The organism is Pseudomonas costantinii (genome assembly GCF_001870435.1).
Lineage (GTDB): Bacteria > Pseudomonadota > Gammaproteobacteria > Pseudomonadales > Pseudomonadaceae > Aquipseudomonas > Aquipseudomonas costantinii.
On record NZ_MDDR01000008.1, the window covers coordinates 12,464 to 28,066 of the forward strand.

Annotated in this window: 15 protein-coding genes; all 15 read left to right on the top strand. The window is 60.1% G+C overall.

Annotation, left to right across the window (positions count from 1 at the left end; all coding sequences use genetic code 11):
- Nucleotides 1-21 precede the first annotated feature (21 nt).
- On the top strand, nucleotides 22-1,422 hold the full coding sequence (gene fliD / locus BFL40_RS06960) for a flagellar filament capping protein FliD (RefSeq protein ID WP_071483258.1): 1,401 nt from the start codon (nucleotides 22-24) through the stop codon (nucleotides 1,420-1,422).
- Nucleotides 1,423-1,559: 137 nt separating this feature from the next.
- Nucleotides 1,560-1,949: a flagellar export chaperone FliS gene (fliS, locus tag BFL40_RS06965; protein ID WP_071483259.1), complete on the top strand. Its 390-nt coding sequence runs from the start codon at nucleotides 1,560-1,562 to the stop codon at nucleotides 1,947-1,949.
- A gap of 24 nt (nucleotides 1,950-1,973) precedes the next feature.
- Nucleotides 1,974-2,270, top strand: coding sequence for a flagellar protein FliT (gene fliT, locus BFL40_RS06970; RefSeq protein WP_071483260.1), 297 nt, complete (start codon nucleotides 1,974-1,976; stop codon nucleotides 2,268-2,270).
- Nucleotides 2,271-2,439: 169 nt separating this feature from the next.
- On the top strand, nucleotides 2,440-3,915 hold the full coding sequence (locus tag BFL40_RS06975) for a sigma-54 dependent transcriptional regulator (RefSeq protein WP_071483261.1): 1,476 nt from the start codon (nucleotides 2,440-2,442) through the stop codon (nucleotides 3,913-3,915).
- A gap of 110 nt (nucleotides 3,916-4,025) precedes the next feature.
- Nucleotides 4,026-5,237 (top strand): sensor histidine kinase, encoded by a 1,212-nt coding sequence (locus BFL40_RS06980; protein WP_071483270.1) that lies wholly within the window; start codon nucleotides 4,026-4,028, stop codon nucleotides 5,235-5,237.
- Nucleotides 5,238-5,244: 7 nt separating this feature from the next.
- Nucleotides 5,245-6,624: a sigma-54-dependent transcriptional regulator gene (locus tag BFL40_RS06985; RefSeq protein WP_071483262.1), complete on the top strand. Its 1,380-nt coding sequence runs from the start codon at nucleotides 5,245-5,247 to the stop codon at nucleotides 6,622-6,624.
- Nucleotides 6,625-6,755: 131 nt separating this feature from the next.
- Nucleotides 6,756-7,085: a flagellar hook-basal body complex protein FliE gene (gene fliE, locus BFL40_RS06990; protein ID WP_017134937.1), complete on the top strand. Its 330-nt coding sequence runs from the start codon at nucleotides 6,756-6,758 to the stop codon at nucleotides 7,083-7,085.
- 16 nt (nucleotides 7,086-7,101) lie between these two features.
- Nucleotides 7,102-8,877: a flagellar basal-body MS-ring/collar protein FliF gene (gene fliF, locus BFL40_RS06995; RefSeq protein WP_071483263.1), complete on the top strand. Its 1,776-nt coding sequence runs from the start codon at nucleotides 7,102-7,104 to the stop codon at nucleotides 8,875-8,877.
- Nucleotides 8,870-9,889, top strand: a complete 1,020-nt coding sequence (gene fliG / locus BFL40_RS07000; RefSeq protein ID WP_010208743.1) for a flagellar motor switch protein FliG — start codon at nucleotides 8,870-8,872, stop codon at nucleotides 9,887-9,889. The genes fliF and fliG overlap by 8 nt, the downstream gene beginning before the upstream one ends.
- Before the next feature lie 10 nt (nucleotides 9,890-9,899).
- Nucleotides 9,900-10,664 carry a flagellar assembly protein FliH gene (fliH, locus tag BFL40_RS07005; RefSeq protein WP_071483264.1) on the top strand — a complete coding sequence of 255 codons (765 nt, stop codon included), beginning with the start codon at nucleotides 9,900-9,902 and terminating at the stop codon, nucleotides 10,662-10,664.
- Nucleotides 10,654-12,012, top strand: coding sequence for a flagellar protein export ATPase FliI (fliI, locus tag BFL40_RS07010; protein ID WP_071483265.1), 1,359 nt, complete (start codon nucleotides 10,654-10,656; stop codon nucleotides 12,010-12,012). The genes fliH and fliI overlap by 11 nt, the downstream gene beginning before the upstream one ends.
- 3 nt (nucleotides 12,013-12,015) lie before the next feature.
- Entirely contained in the window at nucleotides 12,016-12,465 is a 450-nt protein-coding gene (fliJ, locus tag BFL40_RS07015) for a flagellar export protein FliJ (RefSeq protein ID WP_071483266.1), read from the top strand.
- Between the two features lie 201 nt (nucleotides 12,466-12,666).
- Nucleotides 12,667-12,972 carry an STAS domain-containing protein gene (locus tag BFL40_RS07020; RefSeq protein WP_071483267.1) on the top strand — a complete coding sequence of 102 codons (306 nt, stop codon included), beginning with the start codon at nucleotides 12,667-12,669 and terminating at the stop codon, nucleotides 12,970-12,972.
- Nucleotides 12,969-14,687, top strand: coding sequence for an ATP-binding SpoIIE family protein phosphatase (locus BFL40_RS07025; protein ID WP_071483268.1), 1,719 nt, complete (start codon nucleotides 12,969-12,971; stop codon nucleotides 14,685-14,687). The genes BFL40_RS07020 and BFL40_RS07025 overlap by 4 nt, the downstream gene beginning before the upstream one ends.
- 30 nt (nucleotides 14,688-14,717) lie before the next feature.
- On the top strand, nucleotides 14,718-15,062 hold the full coding sequence (locus tag BFL40_RS07030) for an Hpt domain-containing protein (RefSeq protein ID WP_071483269.1): 345 nt from the start codon (nucleotides 14,718-14,720) through the stop codon (nucleotides 15,060-15,062).
- The last annotated feature ends 541 nt before the right edge of the window (nucleotides 15,063-15,603 follow it).

Sequence of the window (15,603 nt, forward strand, 5' to 3'; positions counted from 1 at the left end):
AGCCCCAATCAGGAGAACATCATGGGTGATATCACGGTTAGCGGCCCGGTTACGGGTATTAATACTGAGTCGATCGTTACCGCTTTGGTGAATGCGGAGCAGGCGCCCAAGCAGTCTCAGATCAACAAGCAGACGCAGACGTCGACCGCCCAGTTGTCCTCGATCGGCAAGATTCAAGCGGCGTTGGATGCTTTTCGCGGTGCGATGGATAACATGGCCAAGGATGCCAGTATTGGTGGTTTGACGGCGACGACGTCGGATACCAACGTTTCCTCCGTCACCTTGGGCGCCGGCGCCTCCGCCGGCAGCTACTCGCTGGTTGTAAACCAATTGGCAACCGCCTCGAAGATTGCGACTAAGACGTTTGCAGGTGGGGCTTCGACAGTTGTCAACGCCGGCACGACAGCGACTTCCTTGACGATCTCCCAGTCGGGTAAGAGTTATGCCGTCAGCGTGCCGCCGGGCGCTACCCTGCAGCAAGTGCGTGATTCGATTAACGCGCAATACAGTAGTGCAGGTCTGAGTGCCAACATCCTGACCGACTCCACGGGTTCCCGTCTGGTCATGACGTCGACCAATACCGGTGTCGGCACCGACATTACCTTTGGCGGTAACTCCGGCCTGGAAACTGGGACGTCCGTCGTGACCCCGCCGCAGAATGCGAAGTACACCATTGACGGTACTTCCCAGGAATCCAAGAGCAATACCCTGACCGACGCAATCAGTGGCGTGAGTATCAAGCTGACGGCGGTGTCGCCGCTGCCTGCCGGTGTTACAGACCAGACAGCCCAGCGGGTAGCTTCGACCATTACCGTCGCGCGCAGTACTGACACTCTCAAAAGCTCGGTCAAGGGTTTTGTTGACACCTATAACGCGTTGATTACAGCGATTAACACTGAAACCGCCGTGACGACCAATGCTGATGGTTCTACGACGCCTTCTGCGCTGACGGGCGACGCAACCATGCGTACCTTGACCTCGGCAATACGTGCACAGCTGAACGCGTTGGGTGGCACGGGTACCTTGAAGTCCTTGGCTCAATTCGGTGTGAACACTGACCAGAAAACCGGCAAGCTGAGCATCGACGACAAACTGTTCAGTGCGGCAATCGCAACCAACCCCACTGATATCGGCGGCATTTTCAACGGTGACAGTGGTCTGCTGGCGCGTATGAAATCCGCGACCGACAGCTATGCGCTGAGCAACACCGGGATCCTCGCCACGCGGTCATCGACGTTGTCGAATAGTCTCAAGGACCTGCAAACCCAGCAGGACACCCTGACCACGCGCATGGCTGCTTTGAAGACAAGCCTGACCGCCAAATACACGACGATGAACAACCTGGTTGCCCAGCTCACCAGTCAGCGCTCCAGCGTCATGACCACGCTCAATGCGCTGAACAAGACCTCTTCGGACAGTTGATCCGAGCTGTTGCCGCCCGGCGATTCTGCGCCGGGCGCAGCCTTCAGTAGATCGCCGGGTTAAAGTTTTTTGTGATCCCGTCGACATATTAGTCAGAGCCCATCCTATTTAGCTGTTGCCTGTCACGAGGTAGAAACATGAATCCCATGAGAGCCCTTCGCCAATACCAGAAGGTCAATTCCCATGCCCAGATCTCCGAGGCCAGCCCACACCGTCTGGTTCAGATGCTGATGGAGGGCGCGTTGGATCGCATGGCTCAGGCCAAGGGTGCCATGGCTCGTGGTGATATCGCGCAAAAAGGCCTGTTGCTGGGTAAAGCGATCGACATCCTGATCGGTTTGCGTGACGGTCTGAATCCGGAAAAAACCGATGATCCGGCCGCCTTGCAGCAGTTGGATAATCTGTATGCCTACATGACCACGCGCTTGCTTGAGGCGAACAGCAAGAGCGATGTGGTCATGATCGACGAAGTAGCCGGCTTGATGATTACGCTCAAGGAAGGCTGGGACGGTATTGCAACACTGTAGGCCTGCTGGCCTGAGGATGATGTCATGAGCCACGCCCTGCAACGGATTGACGAGACCCGCGAAGCCTTGGTCGACGCATTGGCGAAACGTAACTGGGACGCTATCGGCGAGCTGGATATGGGTTGCCGCGCGGTGATCGATGAGGCGCTCAATAATGCGCCGGTGGACGAAGATGCCCTGCGGGAGAAGCTGGAGAGCTTGTTGGCGGTTTATCAGCAGTTGCTTGAGGTGACGACCGGCGAGCGCCAGGCGATTTTCGAAGAGATGTCGCAGATCAACCGAGCGCAAAACGCGTCAAAGGTTTACCATCTGTTCGGCTGAACTGGCTCAGTTAATCCGAACGCGCGTCATAAATTTGACTGCGCGCGATTTTTTGACTTAACTAGTGCTGTTTTCAGATTTCAGAAGGCTGTAGTGCAGAAAATGCCTACAGCCGTCTAGATTGCCCCGACCCCAGGGCATATGAGTTAACTAGGGAAGTTGCTATTGCATGTGGCGTGAAACCAAAATTCTGCTGATTGATGACGATAGCGTCCGCCGCCGCGATTTAGCGGTGATTTTAAATTTTCTCGGTGAAGAAAATTTGCCCTGCGGTAGCCATGATTGGCAGCAGGCGGTCAGCTCATTGTCGTCGAGCCGTGAAGTCATTTGTGTGCTGATCGGGACGGTAAACGCTCCAGGCGCAGTTCTGGGTCTTTTAAAGACACTGTCGACTTGGGATGAGTTCCTTCCGGTGTTGTTGATGGGCGATATTTCTTCTGTCGACCTGCCGGAAGATCAGCGCCGCCGAGTGCTTTCCACCCTGGAAATGCCGCCTAGCTACAGCAAGCTGCTCGATTCCCTGCACCGTGCCCAGGTCTACCGTGAGATGTACGACCAGGCTCGTGAGCGCGGGCGTCACCGCGAACCCAACCTGTTCCGTAGCCTCGTCGGCACCAGTCGTGCAATCCAGCACGTGCGCCAGATGATGCAGCAAGTGGCCGACACCGACGCCAGCGTGTTGATCCTCGGCGAGTCGGGCACCGGCAAGGAAGTGGTTGCGCGCAATCTGCACTATCACTCCAAGCGCCGCGACGGGCCATTTGTGCCGGTCAATTGCGGGGCGATCCCGGCAGAGTTGCTGGAAAGCGAGCTGTTCGGCCACGAGAAGGGCGCCTTTACCGGGGCGATCACCAGCCGTGCCGGACGTTTCGAACTGGCCAACGGCGGCACCCTGTTCCTCGACGAAATTGGCGACATGCCATTGCCGATGCAGGTCAAGCTGCTGCGTGTGTTGCAGGAGCGCACCTTCGAGCGCGTGGGCAGCAACAAGACCCAGAGCGTCGACGTGCGCATCATTGCGGCTACCCACAAGAACCTCGAGAGCATGATCGAGGTCGGCAGCTTCCGCGAAGACCTGTACTACCGGCTCAACGTTTTCCCAATCGAGATGGCCCCGCTGCGTGAGCGCGTGGAAGACATCCCGCTGCTGATGAACGAACTGATCTCGCGCATGGAGCACGAGAAGCGCGGTTCGATTCGCTTCAACTCCGCAGCGATCATGTCCCTGTGTCGCCACGGCTGGCCGGGTAACGTCCGCGAGCTGGCCAACCTGGTGGAGCGCATGGCGATCATGCACCCCTACGGTGTGATCGGCGTGGTCGAACTACCGAAGAAATTCCGCTACGTCGACGACGAAGACGAGCAGCTGGTCGACAGCCTGCGCAGCGACCTGGAAGAGCGCGTGGCCATCAACGGCCATACGCCGGACTTTGGTTCCACCGCCATGCTGCCGCCGGAAGGCCTGGACTTGAAGGACTACCTCGGTAGCCTTGAGCAAGGCCTGATCCAGCAGGCTCTGGACGATGCCAATGGCATCGTCGCGCGTGCCGCCGAGCGCTTGCGCATTCGTCGAACCACCCTGGTGGAGAAGATGCGCAAGTACGGCATGAGCCGTCGAGAAGGTGATGAGCAGGCGGATGATTGACGCCTGTTTTTCAAGCCGCTGATTAATCAGCGGTTTTTTTTAGGCACGGGTATTGCTACAGCCCTCGCAACGTTCCGTTTAACTGACGGTCAGCCAAGCGAGAGAGCATGATGCCCCACGCCGCCCAACTACCTTTGACTCCTGATCTTCAGGGGCCTGTCCCGACTGTAGAGCAGCTCAGCCGACATGGCCTGGAACAGGCCTTTTCGCTGTTCAACCAGATGTCGAGCCAACTGACTGACTCCTACAGCCTGCTGGAGGCCCGGGTTTCCGAGCTCAAAGGCGAGTTGGCGGTCGTCAGTGCCCAGCGCATGGAAGAGCTGGCCGAGAAAGAGCGTTTGGCCAACCGTCTGCAAAACCTGCTGTCGTTGCTGCCTGGTGGCGTAATTGTCATCGACGACCAGGGCCGCGTGCGCGAAGCCAACCCGGCCGCCGTCGACATGCTCGGCCTGCCACTGGAAGGCGAGTTGTGGCGCCACGTCATCGCACGCTGCTTTGCCCCGCGTGAAGACGACGGCCACGAAATTTCCCTGAAAGACGGTCGCCGCTTGTCCATTGCCACCCGTTCTCTGGACGCTGAGCCCGGGCAACTGGTGTTGCTCAATGACCTGACTGAAACCCGTCACCTGCAAGATCAGCTGGCGCGCCATGAGCGCTTGTCGTCGTTGGGAAGAATGGTCGCTTCTTTGGCGCATCAGATCCGTACACCTCTGTCGGCGGCGTTGATCTACGCCAGTCATTTGACTGATGAGCAATTGCCAGCATCCACCCATCAACGATTTGCCGGGCGCCTCAAGGAGCGTCTGCACGAATTGGAGCACCAGGTGCGCGACATGCTGGTGTTTGCTCGTGGTGAATTGCCGCTGACTGATCGCATCACGCCTTCGGCGCTGATGCAGTCCCTGCAAGCGGCTGCGGCCACTCATATCCAAGACGTCAACGTGCGTTGGCAGTGCGACAGCCACCTCGGCGAGTTGCTGTGCAATCGCGACACGCTGGTCGGCGCCATGCTTAACCTGATTGAAAACGCCACCCAGGCCAGTGGCCAGGGCGCACGGCTCAAAGTGCATCTGTATGCCCGCGAGCAAACCTTGCGCCTGTGCATCAGTGACAGTGGCAGCGGTATTGAGCCGGTGGTACTGCAACGTCTGGGCGAACCTTTTTTTACCACCAAAACCAACGGTACCGGCCTGGGCCTGACCGTGGTCAAAGCGGTCGCGCGTGCCCATCAGGGAGAATTGCAACTGCGCTCCCGGTTGGGGCGTGGCACTTGTGCATTGATGACCTTGCCGTTGTTTTCAGGCGCGGCAAGCACGGAGTAAAAGGACAATGGCTATCAAGGTTTTATTGGTGGAAGACGATCGCGCCCTGCGTGAAGCATTGGCTGACACGCTGCTGTTGGCGGGCCATGACTACCGGGCGGTCGGTTCTGCCGAGGACGCCTTGGAGGCGGTCGAGCAGGAGTCCTTCAGCCTGGTGATCAGTGACGTCAACATGCCGGGTATGGACGGTCATCAGTTGCTCGGCCTGCTGCGTGCCCGTCAGCCGCAACTGCCGGTGTTGCTGATGACTGCCCACGGCGCCGTGGAGCGGGCGGTGGATGCCATGCGCCAAGGGGCTGCAGACTATCTGGTCAAACCGTTCGAGCCCAAAGCCTTGATCGAACTGGTCGCCCGTCACGCCCAGGGGGTGATCCCGGTTGCCGAGGGCGATGGCCCGATTGCTTTCGAGCCGGCCAGTGCGCAATTGCTGGAACTGGCGGCCCGCGTGGCGCGCAGCGACTCCACCGTATTGATCTCCGGCGAGTCCGGCACCGGTAAAGAAGTGCTGGCACGTTATATTCATCAGCAATCCAGCCGCGCCAAACAACCGTTTATCGCGATCAATTGCGCGGCCATCCCCGACAACATGCTCGAAGCCACACTGTTCGGCCATGAAAAGGGTTCGTTCACCGGCGCCATCGCGGCCCAGGCCGGTAAGTTCGAACAGGCTGACGGCGGCACCATTCTGCTCGACGAAATCTCCGAAATGCCCTTGGGCTTGCAAGCCAAGCTGCTGCGAGTGTTGCAGGAGCGCGAGGTGGAGCGCGTCGGCGCACGCAAACCGATCCAGTTGGATATCCGCGTGGTCGCCACCACCAACCGCGACCTGGCGGGCGAAGTGGCGGCGGGGCGCTTCCGTGAAGATTTGTTCTACCGGCTCTCGGTGTTCCCTCTGGCCTGGCGGCCGTTGCGTGAGCGCCCCGCGGACATCATTCCGCTGGCTGAGCGCTTGCTGAACAACCACGTCAAAAAAATGAAGCACGCCCAGGCGCGGCTGTCGGCTGAGGCGCAGGCTTGCCTGATCAGCTACCCATGGCCTGGCAATGTGCGGGAATTGGATAACGCGATTCAGCGCGCGCTGATTTTGCAGCAGGGCGGACTGATCCAGCCCCAGGACTTCTGCCTGGCCATGGGCAATGGCATTGCACCGTTGCCAAGTTTGGCTCCGGCGCCCGTGGTGGTTGCCGAGGTTGAGTCCGGCGGAGCCCTGGGTGACGACCTGCGTCGCCGCGAATTCCAGATGATCATCGACACTCTGCGTACCGAGCGCGGTCGCCGAAAAGAGGCCGCTGAACGCTTAGGGATCAGCCCTCGTACCCTGCGCTACAAGCTGGCGCAGATGCGCGACGCGGGGATGGATGTGGAGGCCTACCTTTTCGCCACCTGACAAAATCTTAGGCTGACAGGTTTTGTCGCCTTTTCTTACGAGTCGCCACGGATCTGGCACCCTTGTTGCTACCACCCCCAGTAACCGCTGCGTAGTGTCAAAAAATTGCGGGTCGTCGGAGAGAGAAGGTCATGAGCCAGGGTATTGAGTTCAATCGGTTGATGTTGGATATGCGCTCCATGCAAATGGATGCCATGGCTCAACCGAAATCCGTCGCGCCAGCGCCGGAATTGGGCCAAAGCAGTTTTGCCGACATGCTCGGTCAGGCAATCAACAAAGTCAGTGATACCCAGCAAGCGTCGAGCCAGTTGGCCACCGCCTTCGAAATCGGCAAAAGCGGCGTGGACCTCACCGATGTGATGGTCGCCTCGCAAAAGGCCAGTGTTTCCTTCCAGGCCTTGACCCAAGTGCGTAACAAGCTGGTTCAGGCTTATCAAGACATCATGCAGATGCCGGTTTAAGGACGAGATTTAAGTCATGGCAGAAGCAGTCGTGGACAACGCACCCGCCAAGGCAGACGGCAAGCCGCCGCTGTTTGGCCTGTCGTTCCTGGAAAACCTCTCCGAAATGACCATGTTGCGCCAAGTGGGCCTGATGGTCGGCCTGGCTGCCAGCGTGGCGATTGGTTTTGCCGTGGTGTTGTGGTCGCAGCAACCCGATTACCGGCCGTTGTACGGCAGCCTGGCGGGCATGGATTCCAAGCAGATCATGGAAACCCTCGCCGCCGCCGACATTGCCTATACCGTAGAGCCCAACTCCGGTGCCTTGCTGGTCAAGGCCGATGATGTGGCCCGCGCGCGCATGAAATTGGCGGCGGCCGGCGTGACGCCGTCCGACAGCAATATCGGTTTTGAAATTCTCGACAAGGACCAAGGCCTGGGCACCAGCCAGTTCATGGAAGCCACCCGCTACCGTCGTGGTCTGGAGGGCGAACTGGCGCGCACTATCTCGAGCTTGAATAACGTCAAGGGCGCTCGTGTGCACCTGGCGATTCCGAAAAGCTCGGTGTTTGTGCGCGACGAACGCAAGCCGAGTGCCTCGGTATTGGTCGAGCTGTTTTCTGGCCGTTCCCTGGAGCCTGGCCAGGTACTGGCGATCATCAACCTGGTGGCCACCAGCGTTCCCGAATTGAGCAAGTCGCAAATCACCGTGGTCGACCAGAAGGGTAACCTGCTGTCCGACATGGCGGAAAACTCCTCGCTGACCCAGGCCGGCAAGCAGTTCGACTACAGCCGCCGCATGGAAAGCATGCTCACCCAGCGTGTGCACAATATCCTGCAACCGGTGTTGGGCAATGACCGCTACAAGGCTGAAGTGTCCGCCGACGTGGACTTCAGCGCCGTCGAGTCGACCTCCGAGCAGTTCAACCCGGACCAGCCCGCCCTGCGCAGCGAGCAGTCCACCAGCGAACAACGCACCGCCAGCAATGGCCCGCAAGGTGTGCCGGGTGCCTTGAGCAACCAGCCGCCAGCGCCGGCCTCGGCTCCGCAAACCACCGGTGGCGCCGCCGCCACGGCCGGTGCGATCCAGCCAGGCCAGCCGCTGCTGGACGCCAACGGCCAGCAGATCATGGACCCGGCCACCGGCCAGCCGATGCTCGCGCCCTACCCGGCAGACAAGCGTAACCAGTCCACCAAGAACTTTGAACTCGACCGCTCCATCAGTCACACCAAGCAGCAGCAGGGCCGTATCAACCGCCTGTCGGTGTCGGTGGTGGTCGATGATCAAGTCAAGGTCAACGCCGCTGACGGCGCCGTTACCCGAGCGCCATGGAGCGCCGACGAATTGGCGCGCTTTACTCGCCTGGTGCAGGATGCGGTCGGTTTTGACGCCAGCCGTGGCGACAGCGTCAGCGTAATCAACATGCCATTCTCCGCCGAACGGGGTGAGGTGATTGCCGAAGCGGCGTTCTACACTCAACCGTGGTTCTGGGACATCGTCAAACAAGTGCTGGGTGTGTTGTTTATCCTGGTGCTGGTGTTCGGCGTGCTGCGCCCGGTGCTCAACAACATCACCGGCCATGGCAAGAAGCAGCTGGCGCTGGCCGGTGGTGACGTCGAGTTGGGTGGCATGGGCGGCCTGGATGGCGAACTGGCCAACGATCGTGTCAGCCTCGGCGGCCCGCAAAGCATCCTGTTGCCAAGCCCGAGCGAAGGCTATGACGCTCAGTTGAATGCAATCAAGAGTCTGGTGGCAGAAGACCCGGGCCGTGTGGCCCAGGTCGTGAAAGAGTGGATCAACGCAGATGAGTGATAATCGAGCCGCTGTTGCCAAGCTCACCAAGGTCGACAAAGCCGCCGTATTGCTGCTGTCCCTGGGTGAAACCGACGCCGCACAAGTGCTGCGCCACATGGGCCCCAAAGAGGTTCAGCGCGTGGGCGTGGCCATGGCGCAAATGCGTAATGTGCACCGTGAGCAAGTCGAGCAGGTGATGAGTGAGTTCGTCGAGATCGTCGGCGACCAGACCAGCCTGGGCGTCGGTTCCGACAGCTATATCCGCAAAATGCTCACCTCGGCCCTGGGCGAAGACAAAGCCAACGGCCTGATCGACCGCATCCTGCTGGGCGGCAACACCAGCGGCCTCGACAGCCTGAAATGGATGGAGCCACGTGCCGTTGCCGACGTGATTCGCTACGAACACCCGCAGATCCAAGCGATCGTCGTGGCTTATCTGGACCCTGACCAGGCCGGTGAAGTGCTTGGTCACTTCGACCATAAAGTGCGCCTGGATATCATCTTGCGCGTGTCGTCGCTGAACACCGTGCAGCCGGCGGCCCTGAAAGAACTCAACACGATTCTCGAGAAGCAATTCTCGGGCAACTCGAATGCCTCACGCACCACCCTGGGTGGTATCAAGCGCGCGGCCGACATCATGAACTTCCTCGATAGCTCGGTCGAAGGCCAGTTGATGGACTCGATCCGCGAGATCGACGACACCCTGTCCGGCCAGATCGAAGACCTCATGTTTGTGTTCAACAACCTCTCCGATGTCGACGACCGTGGCATCCAGGCGTTGTTGCGCGAAGTTTCCTCCGACGTGTTGGTGCTGGCCCTCAAGGGCTCGGACGAGAACGTCAAAGAGAAGATCTTCAAGAACATGTCCAAACGTGCCTCGGAACTGTTGCGCGACGACCTGGAAGCCAAAGGCCCGGTCCGCGTCAGCGACGTGGAAACCGCCCAGAAGGAAATCCTCACCATTGCCCGCCGTATGGCCGAAGCCGGAGAAATCGTTCTCGGCGGGAAGGGCGGCGAAGAAATGATCTAAGGCGCCTCGCATGTCGAACAAAGATGAGGCGCCCAGCGATCTGATTCGCGCGCGGGATGTCGGTGGGTTCGACATCTGGTCGTTGCCCAGCTTCGACCCTCACGTGCCGGAGCCAGAGCCTGAGCCTGTGGTGGAAACACCGGCGGAAATGGAAGAAGTGCCGCTGGACGAAGTCCAGCCACTGACCCTCGAAGAATTGGAAGCCATCCGCCAGGAGGCCTACAACGAAGGCTTCGCAGCGGGTGAGAAAGACGGCTTTCGCAGCGCCACCCTCAAGGTTCGTCAGGAAGCCGAAGAGTCGTTGAGCGTCAAACTGGCCAGCCTGGAGCGCTTGATGGGCGGCCTGTTCGACCCGATTGCCGAGCAGGACTCGCAGTTGGAAAAAGCCATGGTCGGCCTGGTGGAGCACATCGCCCGCCAGGTGATCCAGCGCGAACTGGTGCTGGATTCCAGCCATATTGAAAGCGTGATGCGTGAAGCCCTGAAGCTGCTGCCCCTGGGCATCGGCAATGTGCGGCTGTACATCAACCCCCAGGATTTCGAGCAGGTCAAAGCCCTGCGCGAACGCCATGAAGAAACCTGGCGCATCGTTGAAGACACGTCGTTGCAGCCTGGGGGTTGCCGCGTCGAGACCGAACACAGCCGTATCGATGCCACGGTGGAAACCCGCATCAGCCAGATCATGGCCAAGCTCTTCGATCAACTTCACGAACAAGCCCTGCACCCGGCAGAGCCTGACCTGAGCGTTGACCTGGACGCCCCCGATGCGCCTTGATCGCACCAGCTTCGCCAAGCGCCTGAGCAGCTACGCCGAGGCCACCGAGTTGCCCGGCCAGCCGATCCTCGAAGGGCGCTTGCTGCGCATGGTCGGGTTGACCCTCGAAGCCGAGGGCCTGCGCGCCGCCATGGGCAGCCGCTGCATGGTGATCAACGACGACAGCTACCATCCGGTGCAGGTCGAAGCCGAAGTGATGGGGTTTTCCGGCAGCAAGATTTTCCTGATGCCGGTCGGCAGCCTGGCGGGCATCGCCCCCGGCGCCCGTGTGGTGCCGTTGCCCGACACTGGCCGCCTGCCCATGGGCATGAGCATGCTCGGTCGCGTGCTGGACGGCGCCGGGCGCGCGCTGGATGGCAAAGGCGGGATGAAGGCCGAAGACTGGGTGCCGATGGACGGCCCGACCATCAACCCACTCAAGCGCAACCCCATCAGCCAGCCGCTGGACGTGGGCATTCGTAGCATCAACGGTTTATTGACGGTCGGTCGCGGCCAGCGTTTGGGTCTGTTCGCCGGTACTGGCGTAGGTAAGTCGGTGTTGCTGGGCATGATGACGCGCTTTACCGAGGCCGACATCATCGTGGTCGGGCTGATCGGCGAGCGGGGTCGCGAAGTAAAGGAATTCATCGAGCACAGCCTCGGCGAAGAAGGCCTCAAGCGCTCGGTGGTGGTGGCGTCGCCAGCCGACGATGCGCCGCTGATGCGTTTGCGCGCCGCCATGTACTGCACGCGTATCGCCGAATACTTTCGCGACAAGGGCAAAAACGTCCTGTTGTTGATGGATTCGCTCACGCGTTTCGCCCAGGCCCAGCGGGAAATCGCCCTGGCTATTGGCGAACCGCCAGCGACCAAGGGCTATCCGCCGTCGGTGTTCGCCAAGCTACCCAAACTGGTGGAGCGCGCCGGTAACGCTGAGGCCGGTGGTGGTTCGATTACCGCGTTCTACACCGTGTTGTCCGAAGGCGATGACCAGCAGGACCCGATTGCCGACTCGGCGCGAGGCGTGCTTGACGGCCACATTGTGCTGTCGCGGCGCCTGGCGGAAGAGGGGCACTACCCGGCCATCGACATCGAAGCGTCGATCAGCCGGGTGATGCCGTCGGTGGTCACCCCGGAACATATGGCCCGCGCGCAACAATTCAAACAGCTGTGGTCGCGCTATCAACAGAGTCGCGACCTGATCAGCGTCGGCGCCTATGTGGCCGGCGGTGATCGCGAGACCGACCTGGCGATTGCCCTGCAACCGCAGTTGGTGACCTACCTGCGTCAGGGCCTCAACGACAAGATCAGCATGGGTGAAAGCGAAGCGCACCTGGGCTCGATTTTCGCCCCGGCGCCAGGCGGCTAAGCCATGGCCAGCAGCCGTTCCTCGCGCTTGGCCCCGGTGGTGGATATGGCCGAAAAAGCCGAGAAAACTGCCGTCCAGCGCCTGGGTTACTTCCAGGGCCAAGTGCGCCTGGCTGAAAGCAAGCTGGGCGACCTGGAGCGCTTTCGCGGCGAATACCAGCAGCAGTGGATCGAGCGTGGCAGCAAGGGCGTGTCCGGCCAGTGGCTAATGGGCTACCAGGGTTTTCTCAATCAGTTGGAAACCGCCGTCGGCCAACAGCGCCAGAGCCTGGTCTGGCACCAGAACAACCTCGATAAAGCTCGGGAGAGCTGGCAACAGGCATTCGCCAGGGTCGAAGGCTTGCGCAAGCTGGTGCAGCGCTACATCGACGAAGCGCGGGCCCTGGAAGACAAGCGTGAGCAGAAATTGCTCGATGAGTTGTCCCAGCGGCTTCCCCGCCAATCGCAGTACTGAGAATAACGCCGTAGCAGCTGTCGAGCGCCAGCGAGGCTGCGTAGGGCGCGCCTCGGTCTCAGAGTTGTGGTGCGCCCAACGCAGCCTCGCTGGCGCTCGACAGCTGCTACGATGAAATCGGTGAATAGCCGTATACGATTTGCCCGCATCCCGACTACCTGCTAAACCTTGTCTCATTGCCAATGACAAGGAAGCAGTCACATGTCAGTTGAATCAGAAGTATCCCTGGATGGGAAAAAGTTGACGATCGCAATCAAGGGCCGGTTCGATTTCGGCAGTCACCAGACGTTTCGTGATTCCTATGAGCGTTTCTACAAGGTGCCTGAGCAGTACATCGTCGACTTGAAGGAAACCACCTATATGGACAGCTCGGCCCTGGGCATGCTCCTGCTGCTGCGGGATCACGCGGGTGGGGATGACTCGGAAGTGAGGGTGGTCAACAGCAATTCCGATGTGCGCAAGATCCTCGCCATCTCCAACTTCGACAAGCTGTTCGACATCAGTTGAGTGCTCTGGCCCCGGTCCTTGAAGCGCTGACGATCCTGATCGCTGAAGACAGCGCCGCCGATTTGCTGTTGCTGTCGACCATTATCCGGCGCCAGGGCCACCAGGTGCTGACTGCCACAAACGGCGCGCAAGCCGTCGAAGTGTTCGCCCGCGAACGCCCGCAGTTGGTCTTGATGGACGCACTGATGCCGGTGATGGACGGCTTTGAAGCTGCGCGCCAAATCAAGCAACTGGCGGGTGAGGCGCTGGTGCCGATCATCTTTCTCACTTCCTTGCGCGAGAGCGAGGCCCTGGCCCAGTGCCTGGATGCCGGGGGCGATGATTTCCTGCCCAAGCCTTACAACCAATTGATCCTGGCGGCGAAGATCAATGCCATGGATCGCCTGCGCCGCCTGCAAGCCACGGTATTGCAGCAGCGTGACCTGATTGCCAGGCACCACGATTACCTGTTGCACGAACAGCGGGTGGCCAAGGCGGTGTTCGACAAAGTCGCGCACTCCGGGTGTATCAACGCGGCGCCGAACATTCGCTACCTGCAATCGCCCTACGCACTGTTCAACGGCGATCTGCTGTTGGCGGCGTACACGCCGTCTGGTGATATGCATGTGCTGCTGGGTGATTTCACCGGCCACGGCCTGCCGGCGGCCGTCGGTGCCATGCCCTTGGCGGAAGTGTTCTATGGCATGACCGCCAAGGGCTACGGCCTGGCGCAGACCCTGCGCGAGATGAATGCCAAGCTCAAGCGCATCCTGCCGGTGGACATGTTCTGTTGCGCCACCTTGCTGTGCCTGAGCGCCCAGCGACGTGTGGTGGAGGTGTGGAATGGCGGCATGCCAGAGGGCTATGTGCATGAAGTCGCGACCGGCAAGCGTACGCCGCTTGAGTCACGGCATTTACCGTTAGGGGTGCTATCGGCGGAGGCCTTTGATGATGGCACCGAAGTCTGGCCTATGGCCTTGGGCGACCGAGTGTTTCTGCTGTCCGACGGCGTGCTGGATACCGCTGATTCCAATGATCAGTTGTTCGGTGCCGAGCGTTTGCAGCAGGTATTTGCCGACAATCGCGAGCCCGACCGCCTGTTCGAAGATATCGAACAGGCATTGGCGGCGTTTCGTGGTGAGGTGCGGGACGACGTCAGCATGGTGGAGATTACCTTGCAGCCCGGCCAGCCGTTGCGTGCCGCCGAGCCCCTGTATACCGACAGCGGCCAGTCGTGTCCGTTGGATTGGTCGGTGAGTTTCGAGTTTCGCGCGCAGACTCTCAAGACCTACAACCCGCTGCCCTATCTATTGCAGTTGCTGCTGGAAATCCATGGTCTGCGTGAGCAGAGCGGGGCGCTCTATAGCGTGATGGCCGAACTGTATTCCAATGCGCTGGAGCATGGCGTGCTGGGCCTGGACTCCCGGCTCAAGCGCGATGCCCAGGGTTTTGCTCGCTATTATCGAGAGCGCAATGAGCGGCTGGTGCAATTGAGCGGCGGTTATGTGCGTGTGCATGTGCAGGTGGTGCCCACCGACATGGGCGGCAAGTTGACGCTGCGTATCGAAGACAGCGGCCCCGGCTTCGACGTGGAGCAGATGTTGGCGCGGCCGCTGGATGTCGACCGTCTGTCTGGCCGAGGTTTGAGCCTGGTGCGTCAACTGAGCAGCGATGTACGCTGGTCCGATGGCGGGCGTAGTGTCTGCGTGGAGTTTTGCTGGGGGGCTCTGGCATAATCCGCCGATTCTTGATCAAGGAGCGAGCAAGTGGCAGAGATTCATTTGGACCCGGATGTGTTGTCGGGGTTGCAGGAGGTTATGGAGAGCGAGTATCCGAAGTTGCTCGATACCTTTCTTGATGATTCGCAAAAGCGCGTCGAAGCGTTGCGTAAGGCGCGCGATGATGCCAAGGCGCTTGGGCGGATTGCGCATAGCTTCAAGGGCAGTAGTGGGAATCTTGGGGCGGTGCGGTTGGCGCAGTTGTGTCAGCGGCTGGAAGCTGAGTCTGTCGGGTCGACGGCGGACCTGGGGGCCCTGGTTGACCAGATTGATCATGAGTTTGCGCTGGTTCGGCCGTTGTATGAGTCGGAGCGGCAGCGGTTTGGGGTTTGACCGTTTGGGTGCATATCCGTTGCTGTGGTAACGGCTGCTATTGGTTCCGCTTTTACAGCGGGTCACTTTTGGAAAAGAGCCCGGAATGCCGGCCCAGCCAAAAGTAACCAAAAGGGCTCTTGCCCCACCACTCGGCACCTCGCCTAGGCTCGGTGTGCCCGCACTCCGGCTTGAGTCCGTGGGCCGCCGCGATGGGCCATCCCTGGCCCAGCGCGGCTAACCCGGCGTCCTGCCGGGTTACCCACGGATTCAAGCCTGCGTGCGGCCATCGTGGTTAATGGGGCGCCTGAGATCAAGATCACAAGCAGATCAAAAGCAGAGCACGGCGGCCTGAAAGCCGACCTGAGTGGTGTGGATCAAAAGCCAGATCAGAAGCAGGGCAGAATGCAGTTTCCCTGATGTATGGAGCACCCACATTACTCGACCGCTTTTGATCTACACCACTCAGGTCGGCTTTCAGGCCGCCGTGCTTTTGCTTTTGATCTTGATCTTAGGCGCCCCGTTAAACCACGCTGGCCGCAAGTAGGCACGGTGGAGCGGG